Source organism: Roseiterribacter gracilis (genome assembly GCA_018332375.1).
GTDB lineage: Bacteria > Pseudomonadota > Alphaproteobacteria > BOG-932 > Roseiterribacteraceae > Roseiterribacter > Roseiterribacter gracilis.
This window is the reverse complement of the sequence record BOPV01000001.1, coordinates 1739876-1761778: the sequence shown is the minus strand read 5'-3', so window position 1 is coordinate 1761778 and position 21903 is coordinate 1739876. Positions and strand designations below refer to the sequence as shown.

19 protein-coding genes are annotated in these 21903 nt (G+C 64.5%); 6 read left to right on the top strand and 13 right to left on the bottom strand.

Features of this window, described 5'->3' with window-relative positions:
- Nucleotide 1: 1 nt before the first annotated feature.
- The 3 genes from glmS (at nt 2) to TMPK1_RS08765 (ending at nt 4104) form a co-directional block, all read left to right on the top strand.
- Complete coding sequence (glmS, locus tag TMPK1_RS08775) at nt 2–1828, top strand: glutamine--fructose-6-phosphate transaminase (isomerizing) (protein WP_420242603.1); 1827 nt, start codon at nt 2–4, stop codon at nt 1826–1828.
- Nucleotides 1829–1894: 66 nt separating this feature from the next.
- On the top strand, nt 1895–2803 hold the full coding sequence (locus TMPK1_RS08770; protein ID WP_420242602.1) for an ABC transporter ATP-binding protein: 909 nt from the start codon (nt 1895–1897) through the stop codon (nt 2801–2803).
- Nucleotides 2800–4104, top strand: a complete 1305-nt coding sequence (locus TMPK1_RS08765; RefSeq protein ID WP_420242601.1) for a hypothetical protein — start codon at nt 2800–2802, stop codon at nt 4102–4104. The genes TMPK1_RS08770 and TMPK1_RS08765 overlap by 4 nt, the downstream gene beginning before the upstream one ends.
- A 2-nt stretch (nt 4105–4106) precedes the next feature.
- Here the strand turns inward: TMPK1_RS08765 and TMPK1_RS08760 are convergent, their stop codons facing one another.
- From TMPK1_RS08760 to TMPK1_RS08750, 3 genes are all read right to left on the bottom strand, one after another.
- Nucleotides 4107–6281: a sensor histidine kinase gene (locus TMPK1_RS08760; RefSeq protein ID WP_420242600.1), complete on the bottom strand. Its 2175-nt coding sequence runs from the start codon at nt 6279–6281 to the stop codon at nt 4107–4109.
- A gap of 91 nt (nt 6282–6372) precedes the next feature.
- Nucleotides 6373–7074: a phosphate signaling complex protein PhoU gene (gene phoU, locus TMPK1_RS08755; RefSeq protein ID WP_420242599.1), complete on the bottom strand. Its 702-nt coding sequence runs from the start codon at nt 7072–7074 to the stop codon at nt 6373–6375.
- A gap of 93 nt (nt 7075–7167) precedes the next feature.
- Nucleotides 7168–7506, bottom strand: a complete 339-nt coding sequence (locus TMPK1_RS08750; RefSeq protein WP_420242598.1) for a DUF2794 domain-containing protein — start codon at nt 7504–7506, stop codon at nt 7168–7170.
- A 191-nt stretch (nt 7507–7697) separates the two neighbouring features.
- On the opposite strand from TMPK1_RS08750, the gene TMPK1_RS08745 reads away from it, so the two are divergent.
- The 3 genes from TMPK1_RS08745 (at nt 7698) to der (ending at nt 11108) form a co-directional block, all read left to right on the top strand.
- On the top strand, nt 7698–8345 hold the full coding sequence (locus tag TMPK1_RS08745; protein ID WP_420242597.1) for a DUF2659 family protein: 648 nt from the start codon (nt 7698–7700) through the stop codon (nt 8343–8345).
- 3 nt (nt 8346–8348) lie between these two features.
- Nucleotides 8349–9680, top strand: coding sequence for an outer membrane protein assembly factor BamB family protein (locus TMPK1_RS08740; protein WP_420242596.1), 1332 nt, complete (start codon nt 8349–8351; stop codon nt 9678–9680).
- A gap of 63 nt (nt 9681–9743) precedes the next feature.
- Nucleotides 9744–11108: a ribosome biogenesis GTPase Der gene (gene der / locus TMPK1_RS08735; protein WP_420242595.1), complete on the top strand. Its 1365-nt coding sequence runs from the start codon at nt 9744–9746 to the stop codon at nt 11106–11108.
- Here der and TMPK1_RS08730 read toward each other — a convergent pair.
- The 10 genes from TMPK1_RS08730 to TMPK1_RS08685 form a co-directional block, all read right to left on the bottom strand.
- Complete coding sequence (locus tag TMPK1_RS08730; RefSeq protein WP_420242594.1) at nt 11105–11959, bottom strand: DMT family transporter; 855 nt, start codon at nt 11957–11959, stop codon at nt 11105–11107. The genes der and TMPK1_RS08730 overlap by 4 nt on opposite strands.
- Entirely contained in the window at nt 11959–12633 is a 675-nt protein-coding gene (locus TMPK1_RS08725; RefSeq protein WP_420242593.1) for an SOS response-associated peptidase, read from the bottom strand. Before TMPK1_RS08725 ends, TMPK1_RS08730 begins: the two co-directional genes overlap by 1 nt.
- Nucleotides 12634–12641: 8 nt before the next feature.
- Complete coding sequence (locus tag TMPK1_RS08720) at nt 12642–13361, bottom strand: LrgB family protein (RefSeq protein ID WP_420242592.1); 720 nt, start codon at nt 13359–13361, stop codon at nt 12642–12644.
- 84 nt (nt 13362–13445) lie between these two features.
- The gene (locus TMPK1_RS08715) at nt 13446–13826 is read right to left on the bottom strand and encodes a CidA/LrgA family protein (RefSeq protein WP_420242591.1); all 381 of its coding nucleotides are present in this window, start codon (nt 13824–13826) and stop codon (nt 13446–13448) included.
- A gap of 4 nt (nt 13827–13830) precedes the next feature.
- Complete coding sequence (locus TMPK1_RS08710; protein ID WP_420242590.1) at nt 13831–14541, bottom strand: SDR family NAD(P)-dependent oxidoreductase; 711 nt, start codon at nt 14539–14541, stop codon at nt 13831–13833.
- Between the two features lie 4 nt (nt 14542–14545).
- Entirely contained in the window at nt 14546–16009 is a 1464-nt protein-coding gene (gene purF / locus TMPK1_RS08705) for an amidophosphoribosyltransferase (protein ID WP_420242589.1), read from the bottom strand.
- A complete protein-coding gene (locus tag TMPK1_RS08700) occupies nt 16009–16740 on the bottom strand; it encodes a CvpA family protein (protein WP_420242588.1) in 732 nt (243 codons plus the stop codon). The genes purF and TMPK1_RS08700 overlap by 1 nt, the downstream gene beginning before the upstream one ends.
- A gap of 211 nt (nt 16741–16951) precedes the next feature.
- Nucleotides 16952–18340, bottom strand: a complete 1389-nt coding sequence (gene radA, locus TMPK1_RS08695) for a DNA repair protein RadA (RefSeq protein ID WP_420242587.1) — start codon at nt 18338–18340, stop codon at nt 16952–16954.
- Nucleotides 18341–18343: 3 nt separating this feature from the next.
- Entirely contained in the window at nt 18344–20095 is a 1752-nt protein-coding gene (locus TMPK1_RS08690; RefSeq protein WP_420242586.1) for a DUF885 domain-containing protein, read from the bottom strand.
- On the bottom strand, nt 20074–21891 hold the full coding sequence (locus tag TMPK1_RS08685; RefSeq protein WP_420242585.1) for a DUF885 domain-containing protein: 1818 nt from the start codon (nt 21889–21891) through the stop codon (nt 20074–20076). Before TMPK1_RS08685 ends, TMPK1_RS08690 begins: the two co-directional genes overlap by 22 nt.
- Nucleotides 21892–21903: the final 12 nt, after the last annotated feature.

Genomic DNA, 21903 nt, shown 5'->3' with positions numbered 1-21903 from the left:
TATGTGCGGCATTATCGGCGTTGTCGGCAACAGCCAGGCAGTTCCGCATTTGATGGACGCGCTGCGTCGCCTCGAATATCGCGGCTATGATTCAGCGGGCGTTGCCACCTTGGTCGATGGGCGCATCGATCGCCGCCGCGCCCAGGGTAAGCTGATCAATCTCGACAAGCGCCTGCAAGAAGAGCCGTTGTCGGGATCGACCGGCATCGGTCACACGCGCTGGGCGACGCATGGCGCGCCGGTCGAACGCAACGCGCATCCGCATGCAACCGACCGTGTCGCGATCGTGCATAACGGCATCATCGAGAATTATCAGACGCTGAAAGCCGAGCTGGAAAAGAAACAGCACCGGTTCGACAGCCAGACCGACACCGAAGTGGTCGTGCGTCTGGTCGACGATCTGCTGCAGCAAGGCATGAAGCCGCGCGAGGCCGCGTCCGCCGCACTGAAACGCCTCGAAGGCGCCTTCGCGCTGGTGATGTTGTTTCAGGGCGAAGACGATCTGCTGGTTGCGGCGCGCCACGGGCCGCCGCTCGCGGTCGGCTATGGCGACGGCGAGATGTATGTCGCGTCGGACGCGATCGCGCTCGCCAACCTGACCAACAAGATTTCCTATCTGCACGACGGCGACTGGGTCGAAGTGACCAAGAGCGGCGCCATCGTGCATCACGGTCCGCACGACGAAGAAATCGTGCGCCCGGTCTATCAGACGTCGGTGTCGGGTGCGGTGACGGGCAAAGGCGAATTTCGTCACTACATGCTGAAAGAGATTTACGAGCAGCCTGCGGTGGTCGGCGATACGCTGAACGCGCTGGTGCATCCGTCGACCGGCGCGATCGCGCTGCCCGATCTGCCGTTCGATCTCGCAACCGTCTCCAAAGTGACGATCGTCGCTTGCGGCACCGCCTACTATGCCGGCCTGACCGCGAAATACTGGATCGAACAAGTCGCGCGCGTTCCGGTGGAATGCGACGTCGCATCCGAGTTTCGCTATCGCCAGGCGCCGATGCAGGATGGTGGCGTCACCGTGCTGGTGTCGCAGTCGGGCGAAACCGCCGACACGCTCGAAGCGCTGCGCTACGCCAAACGTTGCGGCCAGAAGATCCTGTCGGTGATCAACGTGCAGGAATCGACCATCGCACGCGAAAGCGACGCGGTGCTCTACACCAAGGCCGGTCCTGAAATCGGCGTCGCGTCGACCAAAGCCTTCACGACGCAGCTTGCAGTCTTGGCGTGCTTCTCACTTGCCTTGGCGCGTGCGCGCGGCGCGATCACCGCCGAACGCGAAGCCGAGCTGGCGCTGTCTTTGCGCGAAGCACCATCGCGCATGGTCGAAATCCTCAAGCACGACGAAACCATCGCGCGCACCGCGCCGCAGATCGCCGAAGCGCGCGACGTTCTCTATCTCGGTCGCGGGCTTGCCTATCCGTTGGCGTTGGAAGGCGCGCTGAAGCTCAAGGAAATTTCGTACATCCACGCCGAAGGCTACGCCGCCGGCGAGATGAAGCACGGCCCGATCGCGCTGATCGACGAGTCGGTGCCGATCATCGTGCTGGCGCCGTCCGACTCGCTGTTCGACAAGACCGCATCCAATGTGCAGGAAGTCGCGGCGCGCGGCGGGCGCGTTTACGCCATCTCGGATAGCGCCGGATTGGCGCGACTCGACGATGCGGCGGAATGGAAAGTTGAAATGCCCGCTATCGATCCGTTCGTTGTGCCGCTGCTCTACGCTTTGCCGGTGCAATTGCTCGCGTATCACGTGGCGGTCTTCAAAGGCACCGACGTCGATCAGCCGCGCAACCTCGCCAAGAGCGTGACAGTGGAGTGATCGCTTACTTGCAGGCGTAACGTCTTGCTTGCGACATACCGCGCGGAAGCTCATGCTTGACGCATCATGATCCGCGTCCGCGACCTCGTTTTTGACTATCCCGGCCATCGCGCGCTCGACGGCCTGTCCTTCAACATCGACGCTGGCAGCGTCGTCGCACTTGTCGGTCCGAATGGCGCCGGCAAGACGACCTTGATGCGCTGTATCGCAGCGCTCGACACGCCAGGCGGCGGCAATATCCAGGTCGATGGGATCGACGCGCTGGAAGCACCGCGCGAGTTGCATCGCCGGATCGGCTTCCTGCAGGACTTTTTCGGTCTCTACGAAGACCTGTCGGTACGTCAGTGCCTGACCTATCAAGCGATGGCGCGCGGCGTTGCAAGGGCCGAACGCGACGATCGCGTGCAAGCGACGGCGCAGCGTCTGGGTCTGGTACCATGGCTCGACAAACGCGCCGGCACCTTGTCGCGCGGTTGGCGCCAACGCCTCGGCATTGCACAGGCGCTGGTGCACGAACCAGCCGTTGTGTTGCTTGACGAGCCTGCTGCAGGTCTCGATCCGGCTGCACGACGCGAGCTTTCGGATCTTTTGGTACAGATTGCGCGCGAAGGAACGACCTTGATCGTGTCGTCGCACATTCTGACCGAGCTCGCCGATTACTCGACGCATGTGTTGATCCTTGCCGGTGGCCAGCTGGTCTCGAACGAGAAGATCGATCAGGCGATCCGCGCGGCGCGGCGTGTCATGCGCCTGCGTCTGACGAGGCCCGATCCCAACGTCGAAAATCTGTTGCGCGATTTGAACCCGGTCGCGGTCGATGCGCTGCAGTTCGAGTTCACGCTCGACGGCGGTGATGAAGCAGCCAGCGCGCTGCTGACCAAACTCGTGACGGCAGGTGTGCCGGTCGCCGAACTCGGCGCGGTCGAGGCCGACCTCGAACGTCTCTATCTCGAACGCGTGCGAGGCACGACGTGAACCCCGAACTGCAACGTAATTTCTGGTTGGAGCTGTCGCCCGCGCGCGTCGGCTTTACCGCTGTCGCCATCGCGCTGGTCTATCTCTCGGCGATGATGGTGCCGGGCAACTGGCTGCACGGGTCGGGCACGACCTTGCTGCTATTTGCGGTCACCGGCTTGTGGGGATCGCGTCGTGCCGCCGATGCCATTCCCGACGAACTCGCCGGACGCACTTGGGATACGCAGCGCCTTTCGGTGATCAGCCCCTGGTCGATGTGCTGGGGCAAACTGTTCGGTGTCACCTCGCTGGTCTGGATCGCGACCGCACTGACGTTGATTGGGCACGCTGTGATCGGCGGCGCCAGCTGGTCGGAGATCATCGCAACCACCGCGTCGTGTGTGCTCTGGCAGGTCGCGTCCTTCTGGGCGTCGCTGTTGCTGCTGCGTCTCGGCGGCCAGCGCGTGCGCGGTCACACGACCGTGGCGCAGCTTCTCGGTCTTGCCGCGGTCGGTGTGTCGTCGGTCTGGTCGTGGCCACGCGCCTGGTACGGAATCGACTTCGACCAGCACACGATGCGTACCGTGCTGTCGCTGTTCCTGATCGCGCTCACCTTGTTCGGCGCCTGGCGTGCAACGCGGGTCGAACTGCAGGCGCGCAACCTGCCATGGGGATTGGCGCTGTGCTTGGCGCTGCTCTTCGTCTTCCAGGCTGGCTTTGCGCCGGTTGGCAACGTGCCCAATCTCAAATTCCAGATGCAGGATATTTCCGCTGCGAGCGCAGCGTTGAGCGGCGGGCTTCTGCTCGCGGCTGCGACGTTGCTTGGCGCCGTGACGGTGACGTCGTTCCTGACGCCCAAAGATCCGATCGCGCTGCGTAGCTGGATCGAAGCGGTTCGCGCCGGTCAGGCGCGTCGCGCGCTGGAACTGCAGCCGCCCTTCGTGACCGCGCTGGCGATGGCGTTTCTGGCGACGGTGATTGCGATTGCGCTCACCGGCGGTGTCGGCGGCTTTCTGTTGCCGAGCACGTTCCTGCTGATGTTGCGCGACGTCGCACTGGTGCTGACCTTGACGGTTGGTGCCCGCACTGGTCGCGCGCATCTGGCGGCGCTGGTGCTGTTGGCGCTGCTGCACGTGGTGGTGCCGCCGCTGGCGCGCGTGCTGATCGGACCGTTTGCCGATCTCGTCTTCCGCCCGTCTTTGCAGTCGGTTCCGGTCGTGCTGCTGGTCGAAGCGGTGTTGGCGAACGCGCTGCTGGTGTGGCGTCTCAAAGCCGTCGGCGCGATGCCGACGTCACAGCGCACGCAGCTCTCGGCCGCGTAAACTTACTCGGCTGCCGCGCTGTGCGCTTGCAGCGCGGGTAGCTGCACGGTCACGCGCGTGCCGTGATCGACCGCGCTTTCGATCTGCAGCGTGCCGCCATGGAGTTCGACGAGCTTGCGCGAGAGCGGCAAGCCCAAGCCCGTTCCGCCGCCGGCGCGGTTGCGCTCGTTGGCGAGCTGGGTGAACGGCTCCATCACGCGCGGCAGATCTTCCGACGAAATGCCGATGCCGTTGTCGGCAACCACCAAGGTCCAGCCATGTTCGAGGTCGCCGCTCAGATTGACGTCGATATGGCCACCGGCGCGCGTGTATTTGATCGCGTTGGCGACGAGGTTGAGCACGATCTGATGCACGCGGCGCGGATCGTAGACGCAGCTTGCATCTTCGGGCGTGACGCAGGTCAGGCGCAGCCCAGCATTCTCGGCCTGCAGCCGCATTGAATCGCAGGCCTGCCGCACCGTGCGGGCCAGATCGCCGATGCGCGGCGCGATTTCCAGCTTGTTGGCTTCGGCCTGCGCCGTGTCGAGCAGGTCTTCAACCAAGGTCAATTGGTGGCGGCCGCTTTCGAGGATCAGGCGCGCATAGTCGCGTTTGGTCTCAGCGCTGCTGTCGACGTCGTGCGTCAGCAGATCGGCAAAGCCGATGATCGCGTTCAGCGGCGTGCGCAGCTCGTGGCTGACGTTGGCGAGGAACAGGCCGCGCGCTTCGTAAGCAGCCTGCAGCTTGCGCTTGGCTTCGGTCAGCTCATCGACCGTGTGGCGCAGCTCGGCAGCTTGTGCCAGCAAGGTTTCGCGTGCGGCCGACAATTCCTCTTCGCGCAATTTGCGGTCGTTGATGTCGACGCGCACGCCGACCAGGCCGCCTTCGCGCGACGGCGCATCGATCGAATAGACCCAGCCTGACGGCCAGCGCTGTTCGCTGGCAAAGGTCTTTCGGTCGGCGGCCGGCGTCTGCCACCAGGCGCGGCGCGCCGTGTCGACGCGTGCATCGAGAATGCCGCGATCGAACAATTCCTCGGCGAATTTCTGCACCGGCTTGCCCGGCACGATCAGGTCTTCGGCACCGGGGAAAAGCTGGCGGTAATGTTTGTTGGTCAGCACGAACCGCCCGGCCGCGTCGAACAGCACGACTGAGGTCGGCATGGTTTCGATCACGTCTTCCAATCGGTCGCTGACCTGCTGCACACGGTGGCGTTCGTCGTCGAGCTTGCGTGACAGTTGTTCGACTTTGCGCGTCGCGCCAAGCGCACGCAGCGTGGCCAAGACGACGCCGACGCAGACCAGCAACGCAAAAGCAGCGAAGCCGTAGCGGCGCTGCATCACCGGACGCATCACGTCGGATTCGCTGAGCGCGGCCGACACGGCGACGCCGTATTGCGGCATCAGCTGCATCGTCAGAATCTTTTCTGCGCCGTCGAGCAGGCTCAATGTTTGCGAACGCAGGATCAGATTTGGCGACGTCCGTTCGAACAAGGTCGGCGCGCGCGCCAGGCGCCACGGCGACGCCAGCAAATCGTCGGTCAAAGCGGAGTAGGACAGAACTTGTCCGTCGCGGCGAAAGATCGTGGCGGTCATGCCGCTGGCATCGTCGAGCGCGCGATAGAACCGCTGAAAGTGATACGGGTCGATGCCGAGAATGACGGCGCCATCGGCGCGGCCGCTGGCCGCAAAGATCGTGCGCGCGACTGGGATCGTCCAACGTCCTGTCAGCGGCGATTTGGCCGGTGCACCAACCAGGATCCGGTCGGCGCTGTTCAGCATCGCCGAACGGAAGATCGGCGCGTTGTCGAACAGGCGGTTCGCATCCGGACCCGACACCGAGGTGAAGATCGGACGTCCTTGCGCGTCGACGACCGCAACGTCGATCAGCGCCGACGAAACAACGCCGCTGGCGCCGAGCAGCGCGTTCTTGTCGTTGGCCGCAGCGGCGCCTGCGGGCATGCGCAGGAACTGCATGTAGGCGTCGGCGCCGCGGAAGATCGTGTCGACATTTTCCGCGATGGCGCGCGCCATCGCTTCGGTCTGGCGATACGCGCTTTCGGTCGCGCGCGGCTCGTCATAGACGTAGGTGAATGCGCCCCAGGCGCCCCAAACCAGCAGGATGATCGCCGCGGCCACCGCAATGACGGTGCGCATCAGCGCCGAATACGGCGCGCGGTCCGAACCGGCTGTGCTCATGGGGCGGAAAATCGCCCATGCGCTGCATTCTGTCGAGTTTTCCACATCTGCCCGGGCCAGAAATCACTGGCCGGGGCCGGTCTATGCGGAATTAGTCGGCGCTGGGATCGATGCGCGGACGTTCACCGGCCGTACGCACGCCTTCAAGATAGAAGGCGATCTGTTCGGCGATGTTGGTGAGACGGTCGCCGGTGCGTTCGATCGACTTGGCGATGAAGTGCAGCTGCACGCCCGATCCGATCGTCGTCGGGTCGCGCTCCATCTGCTGCGACAGCGCGGTCGAGACGTGCAGATGTTCCTGGTCGATCTCGCCGTCCTGGGCCCAGATTTCGTGCGCGGCGGCGACGTCGCGCTGTTCGTAGGCGACGATCAGCTTGTCGAACGCGCGTTCGACCGTGCGGCCCAACGACACGACGCGGCCGGTCAACGGGTTGGTCGCACCGCTCATCAAGGTCAGGCGCTTGGCGATGTTCTTGCCGTGGTCGCCGATCCGTTCGAGGTCGGTGGCGATTTTGAGCGCCGCAAGCACGTGGCGCAGATCGTCAGCCACCGGCTGACGTGTGGTCAGCATGTGAATGACCAGTGACTGCACGTCCTGTTCAAGCGCGTCGATCGCGGCGTCGGCCTCGCGAATCGCGGCTGCCTGGCTGCTGTCGCCGCGCTCCAGCGCGGACAGAGCGCGACCAAGCTGCTCGCGGCCGCTGTGGGCCATTGCGACCAGCAACGTGTCGAGCCGGGCGAGTTCCTGGTCGAATTTCGAGAAAGTGTGCGGCGTGGCGCTGGCGACGGTCATGGCGAATTGCATCCTGCGTCATCGTCGTCGGGGCGCGCCCTTCTAGCGCAATGTGGCGTGCGCTGTAAGACCCGGCTTCGAGAATTCGTACAGTTAAGAGCGGACGAGAAACGGACGAGCCGCAAGTGCCGCCAAGGTCTCGTCTAGATCAGGCCCGCTTGCGAGCACGGCGGGGCCTTCGAAGACCGAATATTCGGTCATGTCGTGCACCTGCCGCTTGGCGACGGTAAAGAGCGGCCGGTCGGCGGCGTGGCGGAAAATCGAGAACGTGGCTTGGTCGGCCTGGTTGTCGATCGCGTAATCGCGCCAAGCGCCCGCCATCACCCGCCGGCTATAAAGATCCAGTATCCGCGCCATCTCGACCCGCGTGAACCCGATTGGCGGAATCGGGGCCGGGGGTGCCTTGTGGCGGGGAGGGTCGAGCTGGATCACGTGTCCCATGGGGGCCGTAAGATCTCGCAAAGCCCCTGGACCGTCGAGCCCCTGGCTAGTATCCAAGCCGCTCCCTAGCGTGTTTTCCCGCGAAGTGGGTTCCGGTTCGCGGAGGGAAAACACGCCAGACCAAAATCACGAGAACGTCCGCCCCCAGGGCGTCCGTTCGAGGGAGCCTAAATCCCCCGCCCATGACTGATATTTTTGACGAGGTCGACGAAGACCTCCGGCGCGACCGAATGGCTGCGCTCTGGAAGCGTTGGGGTGGCCTGATTCTCGCCGCCGCAATCGTCGTCGTTCTGGCCACCGCGGCCGTGACCTTCTGGAAGCGCCAGCAGGCAGCCCAGCGTGCTGAATCCACGGCCGCGTTGGCCCAGGCCGTCAGCACGGCGCCGACCGATCCCAAGGGAACGGCCGACAATCTGGCTGCCTATGCGACCAAGGCCGATGCGAGCCACGCCCGTCTGGCTGTGCTCGAAGAGGCTGCGGCCCGCGTGCAGGCCGGCGACGCAGTCGGGGCGGTTGCGCTCTATGACCGCATCGCCCAGGACGCCAGCGCCGATCAGCTGACCCGGGACACCGCCGCGCTGCGCGCCGCGACCTTGCGCTTCGACCAGCTGCCGCCGGCCGATGCGATCAAGGCCCTGCAGCCGCTCGCGGCGCCGAATGCCCCATTTTCGTCGCTTGCGCGTGAACTGATTGCGCTGGCGACGGCCAAGTCGGGCGATCGTGCCGGCGCAGCCAAATTGTTCGATCAACTCGCCCAAGACCAGACGACGCCCACCGGTGTCGCACAGCGTGCGCGCGAGATGGCGCAGCGCTATCGCGGAGAGAACTGACCCATGCGCATGAAACTTGCCGCGATTGGCGCGATGACTTTGCTGCTGAGCGGCTGCAGCTTCCTCGACTCGATCAACCCGTTCAGCGGCGACGACAAGCCGAAGCTGCAGGGGCAACGCCAGTCGATCATCCGTTTCAACGACAAGCTGGTCGCTGATCCGGTCCTGAAGGGAAAGCCGGTCGTGCTGCCCGCGATGGTGACGAACACCAGCTGGTCAATGACCGGCGGCGTGTCGGGCCATGCGCCGGGCAATCTCGCTCTGTCGTCGTCGCTGCGCGAAGTCTGGCGCGTCAAAGCCGGCGCGGGCGCATCGTCCAGCCTGCGTTATGCCGGCCAGCCGCTGGTTGTCGGCGGTCGCGTCTATCTGCTCGACGCAGAAGGCGAACTCGCTGCGTTCGACGGCGACAACGGCAAGCAGATCTGGCGCGTGCGCGTCGCTGCGAAAACCGGTGCGTCGCAGACCTTGTCGGGCGGTCTCGCCTTTGGTGACGGCCGCATCTACGCGACGTCGGGCCAGACCGAACTCTTCGCACTCGATCCCGCTAATGGCGGTGCGATCTGGCGCAAAAGCCTGAACGCGCCGGCGCGTGCCGCGCCGACGTTTGCCGATGGCCGTGTGTTCATCACGACCAAGGACAACGAACTGATCGCGCTCGACGCTGCGACCGGCCGTGCGGTGTGGAACCATGTCGGCACGCAGGAAAGCGAAGGCGTCTACGGCCAGTCGAGCCCGGCCGCCGAAGGCAACATCGTTCTTTCGTCCTACAGCTCGGGCGAGCTCTACGCGTTCCGCGTCGAAACCGGCCGCACCGTGTGGGCGGATAACCTGTCGGCGGTGCGTCGTGCATCGGCCTTCTGGAGCTTGACCGACATCGCCGCTGCACCCGTGATCGATCGCAACCGCGCCATCGCGGTGTCGATCGGTGGCCGCATGGTCGCGATCGACGTGCGTTCGGGTGCGCGCGCCTGGCAGGTCGAAATGGGTTCGACCAGCACGCCGTACTCGGTTGGCGACTATGTCTTTGCCATCGACAACGATCAGGAACTGATCTGCATCGACCGCGAAAGCGGCGGCATCAAGTGGATCTCGCAGCTGCCGCGCTACGAAGATCCGGAAAAGCGCGAAGATCCGATCATGTGGGTCGGCCCGATCGTTGCGGGCAACCGCATCATCGCCGCCAATTCGATCGGCGACGTGGCCGAGATTTCGCCGGCTGACGGCTCGATCATCCGCAAGCTGGAAGCCAAAGCCGGCGTGCAGGTGATCCCGGTCGTCGCCAACAACACGCTCTACGTGCTCAACGACGAAGGCGATCTGATCGCGTTTCGTTGATCGCAAGATCCAATCACGGAGGACACGGCGCCTCTCCGTGTCCTCTGTGGTAGATTCTTCGCTATGACCGCCTTAGCCCGCGTCGCCTTGGTCGGCCGACCCAATGTCGGCAAATCGACGCTGTTCAACCGGCTCGTGCGCAAGAAGCTCGCCATCGTCGATGACTCGGCGGGCACGACGCGCGACTGGCGCGAAGCCGAAGCCGATCTTGCCGGCCTGCGCTTTCTCGCAATCGACACGGCGGGCCTCGAAGACGCGCGCGGCGACGTCATGGAAGCGCGCATGCGCCAGGGCACCGAACGTGCGCTGGCCGAAGCCGACGTTGCGCTGTTCGTGATCGATGCGCGCGAAGGCGTGACCCCGACCGACCGCTATTTCGCCGACGTGATGCGCAAGCAATCGACGCCGGTCATTCTGGTCGTAAACAAGGTCGAAGGGCGCGCGACCATGTCGGGCTTGGGCGAAGCCTATGCGCTTGGCCTGGGCGATCCGGTGCCGTTGTCGGCGGTGCATGGCGACGGTTTCGCCGATCTCTACGAAGCGTTGGTGCCATACGTCCCGGTGCCCGAAGAGGGCGACGAAGAAGCCCGCGAAGAAGGCCCGCGCAAAATCAATCTCGCCATCGTCGGCCGTCCCAATGCGGGCAAGTCGACCTTGCTCAACGCGCTGGTCGGCGACGAACGCGCGCTGACCGGGCCCGAGCCGGGCCTGACGCGCGATTCCATTCACGTCGAATGGACCTACAAAGATCGTCCCATCCGCCTCGTCGACACGGCCGGCATGCGCAAACGCGCCCGCGTCGTTGACGTGCTGGAAAAAGCCGCGGTCGATGAAACCTTGCGCGCCATTCGCTTGGCACACGTTGTTGTCCTCGTCCTCGATGCCAACGCGATCCTCGACAAGCAGGATCTGACGATCGCGCGTCTGGTCGAAGAAGAAGGCCGCGCGCTGGTTCTCGCGGTCAACAAGTGGGACATCGTCGACGACAAGAACGAGTCGGTGCAGCGTCTCAAAGACCGGATCCAGACCAGCCTGGCGCAGGTGCGCGAAATCGTGGCGCTGCCGATTTCTGCAAAGAAGGAACGCGGCCTCGACAAGCTCATGGATGCGGTGCTGACGATGCACGATCTGTGGGACACGCGTATCGCGACCGGCCGCTTGAATCGCTGGCTCGCCGGCATGACGCAGTCGCATCCGCCGCCCGCCGTGAGCGGCCGCGCCAACCGTGCGCGCTACATGACGCAAATCAAAGCGCGCCCGCCGACTTTCGCGCTGTGGTGTTCGCATCCGGAAGCGCTGCCGGACAGCTACGTGCGCTATCTGGTCAACGGCCTGCGCGACGCCTTCAAGCTGCCCGGCATTCCCATCCGCTTCTTGCTGCGCAAGGGCGAGAATCCGTACGCCGACAAAGGCAGCGACGAAGACTAAGCGCGCTGACGCGTCGCGAGATAGACACCGACTGCAGCCAGCGCGAAACCGCCCCAAGCCAGTGGCGGCATATGTTCGCCCAGCACGATCCACGCGACCAACGCTGCGCCCGGCGGCACCAGGAAGAACAGCGATGACACGCGCGACACTTGTCCGGCGCGGATCATCGCGAACAGCAGGGTCATCGCGACCAACGAATTGCAGATGACCAGATAGGCGAGGCTGCCGATCAGTTGCGGCGTCCAGTTGATCTGCAGCGTTTCCAGCGACAGCGCGAACGGTGCAACCACGATCAGCCCGACCGCATACTGCACCAGATTCGAAGCCAGCGGATGTTGCGCGGTGCCGAAGCGTTTTTCGTAGAGCGTGCCGCCGGTGAGGGCGAGCAAAGCCAGCACCGCAGCACCCAGCGCCAGGCTCGACGTCACTTCCACGTCGGACTTGGCGACGATCGTCACCATCGCACCGCCAAGCCCAAGCAACAGACCGAGCCAGCGCGACGCCTCAACCCGCTCGCCCGCAACGGCGGGTGCCGCCAGCGTAACCAGGATCGGTTGCAATGACGTCACCAGCGCGATCGTGCCGGCGCCCAGGCCCAGGCGGATCGACAGATAGGTCATCGAAAAATAGAAGGCCTGCACTAGCACGCCGATCACGGCGAGATGCACGAACTGCATCTGCGTCGTCGGCCAACGCGGCCGCACGATCAACGTCAGCGGAACCAGCAACGCGACCGCGCACAGATAGCGCAGCGCCAGAAACGTGAACGGCTCGGCGTCGGCGAGGCCCAGTTTCAACGCGGTGAAGCCGCTCGACCACAGCAGCAGAAATAGAAACGGTGCGAAACGCATCAGCCGAACAAATCCGTCCCTGCGTCAGCGACGGGCTCGATCAGGCTCGCATCGTCATTCTTGACCGAGTTCACGCGCGTCGAAACCGGCCGCCGTTCGTAGCCGTCCATCTTGTTGGTTGCGACCAGCTTGGCGGCCTGGTCGGCCGGTGCGTTTAGCCACGCGCCCCAATTGCTCTCGTCGATCACCAACGGCATGCGGTCGTGGATCGCGCCGACCAAGTGGTTCGGCGCGACCGTCAGCACGGCGTAGGTGAGCAAGGTTTCGGTTTCGCCCTGCCACAGCGACCACACGCCGCCCAGTGCAAACGCGCCGCCGTCTTGGCGCGTGAAATAGTAAGGCAGCGGCTTGGCGCCGGTTTTGCGGAACTCGTAGAACCCGTCGACCGGCACCAGGCAGCGCGATGTCGCAAAGCTGCGCGTACCGCGAAAACTTTCGCCGCGCAGATTGATCAGCGGCCGGCGACCTTTCAGCGTGGCGACCTTGCCGTCGCGATAATCCCAGATTGCGCTGACGAGTTCGCGTTCGCCGCCCCCGCCGTCGCGCACGATCGGGGCCGTGTCGGTCGGGCACAAATTCCAGCGCGCGCGAATGTTCGGCAGGTTGGTGCCTTTGGTGCCGAACAGCTTGGCCAGTTCAGACGCGGTCTTGGTCAGGGCAGCACGCGCGCACATCGGATGTCTCAGCGCAGAAGTTGCAGCAGCAACGGCACCAGCAATGCCGTCAGAACGCCATTCAATCCCAGCGCGATCGACGCAAACACGCCAGCCGTTTCGTTGGCGGTGAGCGCGACCGCGGTGCCTTGGCCGTGCGCCGCCGTACCGACGGCAAGGCCGCGCGCACGCCAGTCGCGCACACCGACCGCGTTCAGCACGTAGCGCCCCATCATGGCGCCGCTGACGCCGGTCACCAGCACCATGATCGCGGCGATGGCGGGCAGGCCGCCGAGTTTTTCCGCGATGCCCATCGCAATCGGTGTCGTCACCGATTTGGGCGCCATCGACAGCACCGTTTGTTCCGACGCACCCAGCGCACGCGCAATGACGACGGTGCTGACGACGGCAGTGATCGACCCGGCCGCAACGCCGGCCAGGATCGGCAGCGCAGCGCGCTTCACCTCATGGCGATTGCGCCACAACGGTACGCCCAGCGCGACCGTGGCGGGCCCGAGCAGGAAATGCACGAACTGCGCACCTTCGAAATAGGTGCGGTACGGCGTGCCGGTCGCCAGCAGCAACGTGCCCAGCACGATGATCGCAATCAGCACCGGCGACACATACGGCTTGCGACCGCTGGCACGATAGGCGGCGTCGCCGATCATGTAGGCGATCAGGGTCAAGGTCAGACCCAGCAGCGGCGTCGCTGCGAGATAGGTCCACAGATGAAAGAAGGACTCGCTCACGATGTCTCCTCTCCTCGAAGGAGGGGGAGGGGCCCGCGCGCGTCAGCGCGTGGGAGGGTGAGGATTTGTCGACGAACCCTCACCCTAGCCCTCTCCCTCGGGGAGAGGGGACACGAGCGTGTTGCGCGCCTGTCTCTTCAGCAGCGCCTGCGCGACGAGACCAGTAACCGCGATCGTGGCGATGGTCGAAACGAACAGCGCCACCAGCACCGCAAACCATTCGCGCGCTAGCAGCGCGGCATAGACGATCACGCCGACGCCGGCGGGCACGAACAGCAACAGCAGATGCTGCAGCAACGCGGCGGAGAGTTTGTCGAGCGCGTCGGGCACGGCACCGCGCACGGTGAGGAACGCGACCAGAAACAACATGCCGAGAACCGGGCCCGGTAACGGCCATCCGGTCAGGCCGACAATCACTTCCCCCGCGAGCTGAAAACCGAGCAGCAGGGTGAAGGCGACGAGCATTTACTCAGGCTGCCGCGATGCGCTCGCCGTGTCGATGCTCGGTGGGGAGAAGCAGATCTGCGAGCGCGTCGGCCCGCGCTTCGGGCGCCACTTGCGTCCCGTCGGGCTCGCCCGGAAATGCCTTGCGGCGCAGATTGGTCGACATCGGACCGGGGTCGAACAGGTTGATACGCAGATTGGTGGTGCGGGTTTCTTCGGCCCAGGTGCGCGCCATCATTTCCAGCGCCGCTTTCGACACCGCATAGCCGGCCCAATAGGCGACGGGCACGTTGCCGACTTTGTCGGTGACGAACGCGGCCCGTCCGGCAGGGGCTGCGCGCAGCAGCGGGTCGAGCGTGCGCACCAGCCGCTGGTTGGCGGTGAAGTTCACCAACATCGTGCCGTCGAATTTCTTGGGCTCGGCATGCGCGATGGGCGACAGCGTTCCCAATTCCGCGGCGCAGCTGACGAAGCCGTCCAGCCGCCCGAACCGTTCGAACAAGGTCGGGCCCAGCGCTTCGAGTTGATCCAGCTTGGAAAGATCGAGCGGCAGCAAGGTCGCTTTGCCGCCGACTGCCTGCACCGCATCGTCGGTTGCTTCGAGGCCACCGACCGTGCGCGCGATCAACACGACATGCGCACCGCGTTTCGCCAGCGCGACGGCAGTGGCTGCACCCAATCCACGGCTGCCGCCGGTCACCAGCGCGACCGTGCCGGCCAACAAACGTTCCGTCATAGAGTTAGGCTCGTGCTTCCCACAGGCGCGAAAGCCCGCCGCCATTGCCCTGCATTTCGCGATCGACCAGCGCGATCGGATAGTCGCCGGTGAAGCAGGCGTCGCAGAATCCGGGCGAGACCGGATCGCGCGCTTCGCCGCCCATGGCGCGATACAGGCCGTCGATCGAAATGAAGGCCAGCGAGTCGACGCCGATCAGTTTGGCCATTTCTTCGACCGAGTAACGATGCGCCAGCAGCTTTTCCTGTTCCGGCGTGTCGATGCCGTAGAAGCAAGAATGCGCAGTCGGCGGACTGGAAATGCGCATATGCACTTCCTTGGCGCCGGCGGCGCGCACCATCTCGACGATCTTTTTCGACGTGGTGCCGCGCACGATCGAGTCATCGACCAGCACGACGCGCTTGCCGTCCAGAATGGCGCGGTTGGCGTTGTGTTTCAGCTTCACGCCGAAATGGCGGATGTGATCGGTCGGCTCGATGAAGGTGCGGCCGATATAGTGATTGCGGATGATACCCAGCTCGAACGGAATGCCGCTGGCTGCTGCATAGCCGACCGCTGCCGGCACGCCGCTGTCGGGCACCGGCACGACCAGGTCGGCGTCGACATTGCTTTCCTTCGACAGCTCGGCGCCGATGCGCTTGCGCGCTTCGTAGACCGAGCGCGTTTCGACCACGCTGTCGGGACGCGCGAAGTAGATGTACTCGAAAATGCAGAAGCGGTTCGAGGCCGGCGCAAACGGCTTCACCGAATGCAGCCCGTGACCGTCGACATAGACCAGCTCGCCCGGTTCGACGTCGCGCACGAAGTCGGCGCCGATAATGTCGAAGGCACAGCTTTCCGACGCCAGCACCCACGCTTCGCCGACTTTGCCGAGCGCCAGCGGGCGCACGCCGTTGGGATCGCGCACGCCGATCATCATGTCTTTCGACAGACAGACCAGCGAATAGGCGCCTTCGACCTGGCGCAGCGTTTCGACGACACGGTCCAGCACCGACCCGCCACGTGCGGTTGCCATCAGATGCAGAATGGTTTCGGTGTCGGTCGTCGACTGAAACAACGCGCCACGACGGACCAGCTGCTTGCGCAGCATGTACGCGTTGGTGAGGTTGCCGTTATGGCCGATGGCGAAGCCGCCAAAATCGAAGTCGGCGAACAGCGGCTGCACGTTGCGCAGGATCGTGTCGCCGGTCGTGGCGTAGCGGTTGTGGCCGATCGCGGCATGACCGCGAAGCCCCGCCATCACCGTTTGCGAAGCGAAGGCGTCGCCGACGTGACCCAGCGCGCGATGCGCGTGGAAGCGGCCTTCTTCGGTGGTGACGATGCCGGTCGCCTCCTGCCCGCGGTGCTGCAGCGCGTGCAGTCCCAGAGCTGCCATCGCGGCCGCATCCGAATGACCCCAGATGCCGAAGACGCCGCACTCTTCTTTGAGTTTGTCGTCGTCGTAGGGATTGGTGGTGAGCTCGTCCATCAGCGACGTTCCTTGTCTTGGGACGCGGGCGCGACTTTGTCGGCGGCGTCGCGGGCGAGATCGAGAATTTCCAGCGTGCGTTTGATGTCGTCGCGCGCGCCTTTGCCGTAACCGGCTTCGGCGGGCGCTGCAGCAGCGCCGTCTTTGGTGGGCGCGGTCGCCGATGCTTTGGTCGACAACATGCCGGTCGGCGCCATCGCTTTTGCGTCGGTCGGAACCGGGCGCACCGGTGCGGGCGCGAATTCAGAGGGCAGGCGGCTGCCAAGGTCGCTGGGCACCACGTTTTTCAACATTTCGGCGCAGCGTTCCATCATCGGCAGCGTCTTGGCCTGTTGCAGCATCGGCGTGCCGTCGGGCTTGAACCACATGAACAGCAGATAGGCGAGCGACACCAGGATCGCGCCGCGCAACACGCCGAATGCGACGCCCAGCGAACGATCGACCGCCGACAGCGCCGAGCCCTGCACGAATTTCGCAAGCTGGTGCGAGATGACCGAGAAGACGATCAGCGAACCGAGGAACAACACTGCGATGGTTGCGCCCAACGCGACCGTCTTGTTCGCGATCCAGCCTTCCATGTGCGGCAACAGCGGATTCAAACCGTAGACGGTGACGAAGGCGGCGCCGATCCACGAGCCAACCGTCAGCATTTCGCGCACGAAGCCGCGAAGGAACGCGATGATGGCCGAGACCCCGACCACCGCGATGACCACTACGTCGACGCCGTTCATACCCGAACTGATCCCGTTTCGAAGCCAACTTCGTCGACCACGGCGACTCGCCGCGACAGGTCGCTGACGCGGTGGTTTCTCGCATGGCGAGGGGCTGAAAGTCGATGATTCCGGCGGGGTTTCATCCGCCTTCTGCGCGGTCCCGATCTGCAGCGCAGACAGGGGTTTTCCAGGTCTTGCGCGATTCAGCCGCGCCTAGCAGCGGAAGTTTCTACGTCGGGCTGAATAGCGCGAGCAGGTCGCGCACATGGCCGATCTCGGTGCGGGCCAGCGTTTCCGCCGCGCCGCTGCCGCGGCGGCTGCGTCCGGCGGGCAGAATTGCGCGGCCAAACCCCAGTTTCGCCGCTTCTTTGAGCCGCAACTCGGTCTGGCCGACTTGCCGCACTTCGCCGACCAGGCCGATTTCGCCAAACAACACCGCGTCGGCCGGGACCGGGTCCTGGGCCAGCGCGCTGGCCAATGCGGCTGCGACGGCAAGATCGGCCGCGGGCTCGCTGACACGCAGCCCGCCCGCAACGTTGAGATACACGTCGTGGCCACCGAACTGCAGGCCGCCGCGCGCTTCGAGCACCGCCAGAACCATCGACAGACGTCCGCCGTCCCAACCGACGACCGCGCGCCGCGGCGTGCCGTAGCTGGTCGGCGCCACCAGCGCCTGGATTTCGACCAGCAGCGGACGCGTGCCTTCGACGCCCGCGAACACCGCCGTGCCCGACACGTCGCCGCGTCGTTCAGCGAGAAACAGCTCGCTCGGATTCGGCACTTCGATCAGACCGCGATCGGTCATGTCGAACACGCCGATTTCGTCGGTCGGGCCGAAGCGATTTTTCACACCACGAAGGATGCGAAATGGATGGCCGCGTTCGCCTTCGAAATAAATCACCGCGTCGACCATGTGCTCGAGCACGCGCGGGCCGGCGATGACGCCTTCTTTGGTGACATGCCCGACCAGCAGCAGCGACGTGCCGCGGCGCTTGGCGGCGCGGATCAGCTCCTGCGCTGACGCGCGCACCTGCGCCACCGTACCCGGCGCGCTGTCCAGCGTGTCGAGCCACATCGTCTGGATCGAATCGATCACGATCACGTCGGGCGCATCGGCGCGATCGATCGCAGCCACCACGTCGCGTACCGAGGTTGCGCTGGCGAGTTTGACCTTGGCGGTCGCCAAGCCCAGACGCGCTGCGCGCAACCGCACCTGATCGACCGACTCTTCGCCCGACACGTACACGGCGTCGTATTTGTCGGCGAGTTTGCACACTGCCTGCAGCAGCAAGGTCGATTTGCCGATGCCGGGATCGCCGCCGATCAGCACCGCAGCGCCTTCAACCAGACCGCCGCCCGTGACGCGATCGAATTCGGCCATGCCGGTTGCGCGTCGCGGTGGCGCGTCGCTGGTGCCGGCGAGATCGACGAAATCAATCCGGCCTGCGCGCGTGTTGCCGCTGCGGCTGGTCGTGCTGCCGAGGCCTTTGGGCGCGGCGGACACGGTCGCTTCTTCGACCAGCGTGTTCCACTCGCTGCACGCGGTGCATTGACCGGCCCATTTGCTGAACGAGCTGCCGCAATTCTGGCAGACCCAATGCGACGTCGCCTTGGCCATCGCTTAAACGCCGCCTGCTGCGATCCACTGATCGACAATGTCGCGCAGCATCGCCAGCGGTACGTTGCCGTGGCGCAGCACCTCGTCATGGAAGCGCGCCAGATCGAACTTGGCGCCCAGCGCCGTCTTGGCTTTTTCGCGCATTTCCAGGATCGCGATCTCGCCCATTTTGTAGCTCACCGCCTGGCCCGGCGACGCGTAGTAGCGATCGACTTCGGCTTGTGCGCGGCCGGCCGTGTAGGGGCTGACATCGACGAACCACTGCAGCGCTTTTTCGCGGCTCCAGCCTTCGGCATGGACGCCGGTGTCGAGCACGAGGCGCATTGCGCGCAGCAATTCATTGTTGAGCTGACCGAACTTGGCCGGCGCGTCTTTATAGAAGCCCAGTTCGCGCATCAGCTTTTCGGAGTACAGCGCCCAACCTTCGGCATAGGCGCTACCGCCCGCCAGTTTGCGGAAGCGCGTCAGCTCGGGGTTTTCGCGCGTCAGCGCGATCTGCATGTGATGGCCGGGAATCGCTTCGTGATAGACGAAGCCCGGCAACTGACCGCGCGTCAGGTCATGCATGTCGCGCAGATTGTAATAGAAGATTCCCGGCCGCGAACCGTCGAGCGGCGGCGCCTGATAGAACGCCGTCGCAGCACCTTGCTCGCGGAACCCCTCGACGCGACGCACTTCGATGTCCGCTTTGGGAAGTTTGTGGAACAGCTTGGGCAGCTCGGCCTTGACGTCGGCGACGATGGCGCGCGCTTCGTTCAGCGCGCGTTCGCGGCTTGCATCGTCATTCTCGTAATCGTGCCCGTCATTCTGCCGCTGCTGCGCGAAGAATGCTTTCAGGTCGGTGCCCTGAAACCCCAGCGCCGGCATCAGTGCGCGCATCTCGCCGTGAATGCGGTCGACTTCTTTCAGGCCCAGCAGATGAATCGCATGCGCGTCGGCTTTGTCTTCCGTCGTCATGATACGCAGCCGCAGCGCGTAGTAGGCGGGGCCGTTGGGAACGGCGCGCATGCCGGTATCGCCGGTCGCCTTGGCCGCGAACGCGTTCACGCGTGCGACGAATTTCTCGTAGGCCGGCGTCATTTGCTGCGCGATCGCTGCGTCGAGCGCGGCCGCCAGGCGCGGCGCGTCGGCAATCTTTGCGTCGGCGAGCTTCTTGGCAAAATCCTGCTTGAGCGCTGCGCCGTCGATCAGCTTGCCCGCCTGTTCGGCGATGGTCGGAAACATGAAGCGCGGCAACGGCGTGCGCGATTCCATCGCCGCCGCATCCTGATCGAGCAGCAACGCAATGCCGCGCACGCGCGCAATATAGGCCTCGGCGTCGCTCGCGCTGTCGATCCGATGGGCTGAAATCAGCAGCGCTGGCGCTTCGGAATAGGCCCCGCCTTGCTGCGACATCGCCCAGCGCGGGCCGGTAAAGGCGAGTTCATCCAGCGTGTTCTTTGCCGTGCGCTGAAAGATCTCGTAGGTGCGCTTGTGCTCGGCGTCGAGTTTCGATGGATCGACCGTCTTCAACGCGACCAGCTGCTCGGTCCGCAGCTTCTTGTCCGACACGTCGCCCGCATCGCCGGACGGCGACCAGCGATCATAGCCGCTCTTCAGGCCAAGGCGCGTTGCCAGCTCCGGATGCGCGTCGATCCAGATCGTTTGTTGCGCATCGACAAGCTCGTCGAGCCGCGCGTCTTCGCTGCCGCCGGCGCCGGTGAGAAGAAGCGCGCTAAGTGCGAAGGCTGGCGTCAGCCGCCGGATGCAATCCATCGGTCAATCTCGCTTTGCAGAACGGGCAGAGGCAGCGCGCCGTTGGTCAGAACCAAATCGTGGAAGCGCTTCAAATTGAACTTGGTCCCCAACGCAGCCGTCGCTTTGGCGCGCAGGCGCTGAATTTCGATCATACCGATCTTGTACGAGGTCGCTTGCCCCGGATCGGCCAGATACCGGTCGATTTCGCTCGCCGCCGTGTCGGGCGAGATCGGCACGGTTTGCGCAAACCACGTCGTCGCCTGTTTGCGCGTCCAGCCTTTGGCATGCATGCCGGTATCGACGACCAGGCGCGCGGCCCGCCAGATCTCGGCGCCGAGACGGCCGAAGTCGGAGGTCGGATCGGTGTAGAGACCCATTTCCTTGGTCAGCTCTTCGACATACAGCGCCCAACCTTCGGAATAGGCGCCGGCATCGTAGAAGCGACGGAATTTCGGCAAGTCGGGTCGTTCAGCAGCAATCGAAAGCTGGAAGTGATGCCCCGGCACCGCCTCGTGATAGACGGTGTTTTCATTGTCCCATTTCGGCCGCGCCTTCATATCGCGCAGGTTGAAATAGAAAATACCCGGCCGCGAACCATCCTGCGCCGGCAGCAAATAATGCGCGTCGGGCGCGTTCTTTTCGCGGAACGGTTCGATGCGGCGGATTTCGACTTTCGCTTTCGGCTGCACGCCGAACCAGTCGGGAATCTTGCGCTCCACCTGCGCCAGATAGTTGTTCGAATCGCGCAGGAAAGCAGCGCGTCCGGTCTCGTCGTTGGGATAGTAGAATTTCGGATCGGTGCGCAGTTTTTTGAAATAGGCGGGCAGGTCGTCCTTCTCGCCCATCGTGCGCAGCAGCGCATGCATTTCGCCCTGCAGGCGTTTGACTTCCGACAGGCCGGTTGCGTGGATCACGTTGGCGTCGGGTTCGGCCAAGGTCGTCCAGCCGCGCAGCGCTTCTTTGTAATAGGCCGCGCCGTCCGGCAATGCCGACGCGCCGTGATCGCGTTTGGCTTGTGGCGCGATGCGCTGCACGGTTGCGAGAAAGGCGCGATAGCCTGGACCGACCTGCTCGACCAACGCTTTGCGCGCACGCGCCAACAGCGCGTCGCGGTCGGCTTGCGGCATCTCGAATTTTTCGAGCTTGGTTTTGAAGTCGCCGTAGAGCGGGCTGTCTTTTGGACCTTTGTCGAACGGCACGCCGCGCAGCATTTCGCGGCTCTGCGCTTCCATGCGCGCGAACATGAAATGCGGCGGCACCATGCCTTTCGATGCACGCACGGCCAACGCGCCGGCTTCCTGGCCGAGATATCGGCCCAGTTTTTCCAGGCGCGAGACATAGGCGTCGGCGCCTTCGCGACTGTCGATCAGCTGCATCGCGAACAACAACGACGGCGCATCGATATGTGGGCCGGACTGATGCGTCGCCGCGTATTTCTGATAGCGGAATTCGTACGCGCGCACGGTTGCCTGCGCCTGTTCGCGCGCGACTGCGTAGGAAACACGGCCGCTGTCGGTCAGGCGAGCCGGGTTGATCGTCGCCAGCTTGATCAGTTTGGCTTTGGCTTCTTCCAGATCGGCGAGGTCGGCTTCGTCCGAGATCTCGTCCCAACGATCGCGGCCGCGCTGCTCGCCGATCTGCGTCGCCGCGGTCGGATGGCGATCGAGATACTGCTCGAACACGGCGTCGAGATAGGTCTCCAGCACGCGTGTCGCGGCGACGTCGTCGGCGACTTGCTGGTTCTGTGTTGTTGGCTGGGTCGCGCAGGCGGCCAAGGCGAGAACGAGAAGCGACGCACCGAGATGCTTGTTCATTTTTATCCCTGC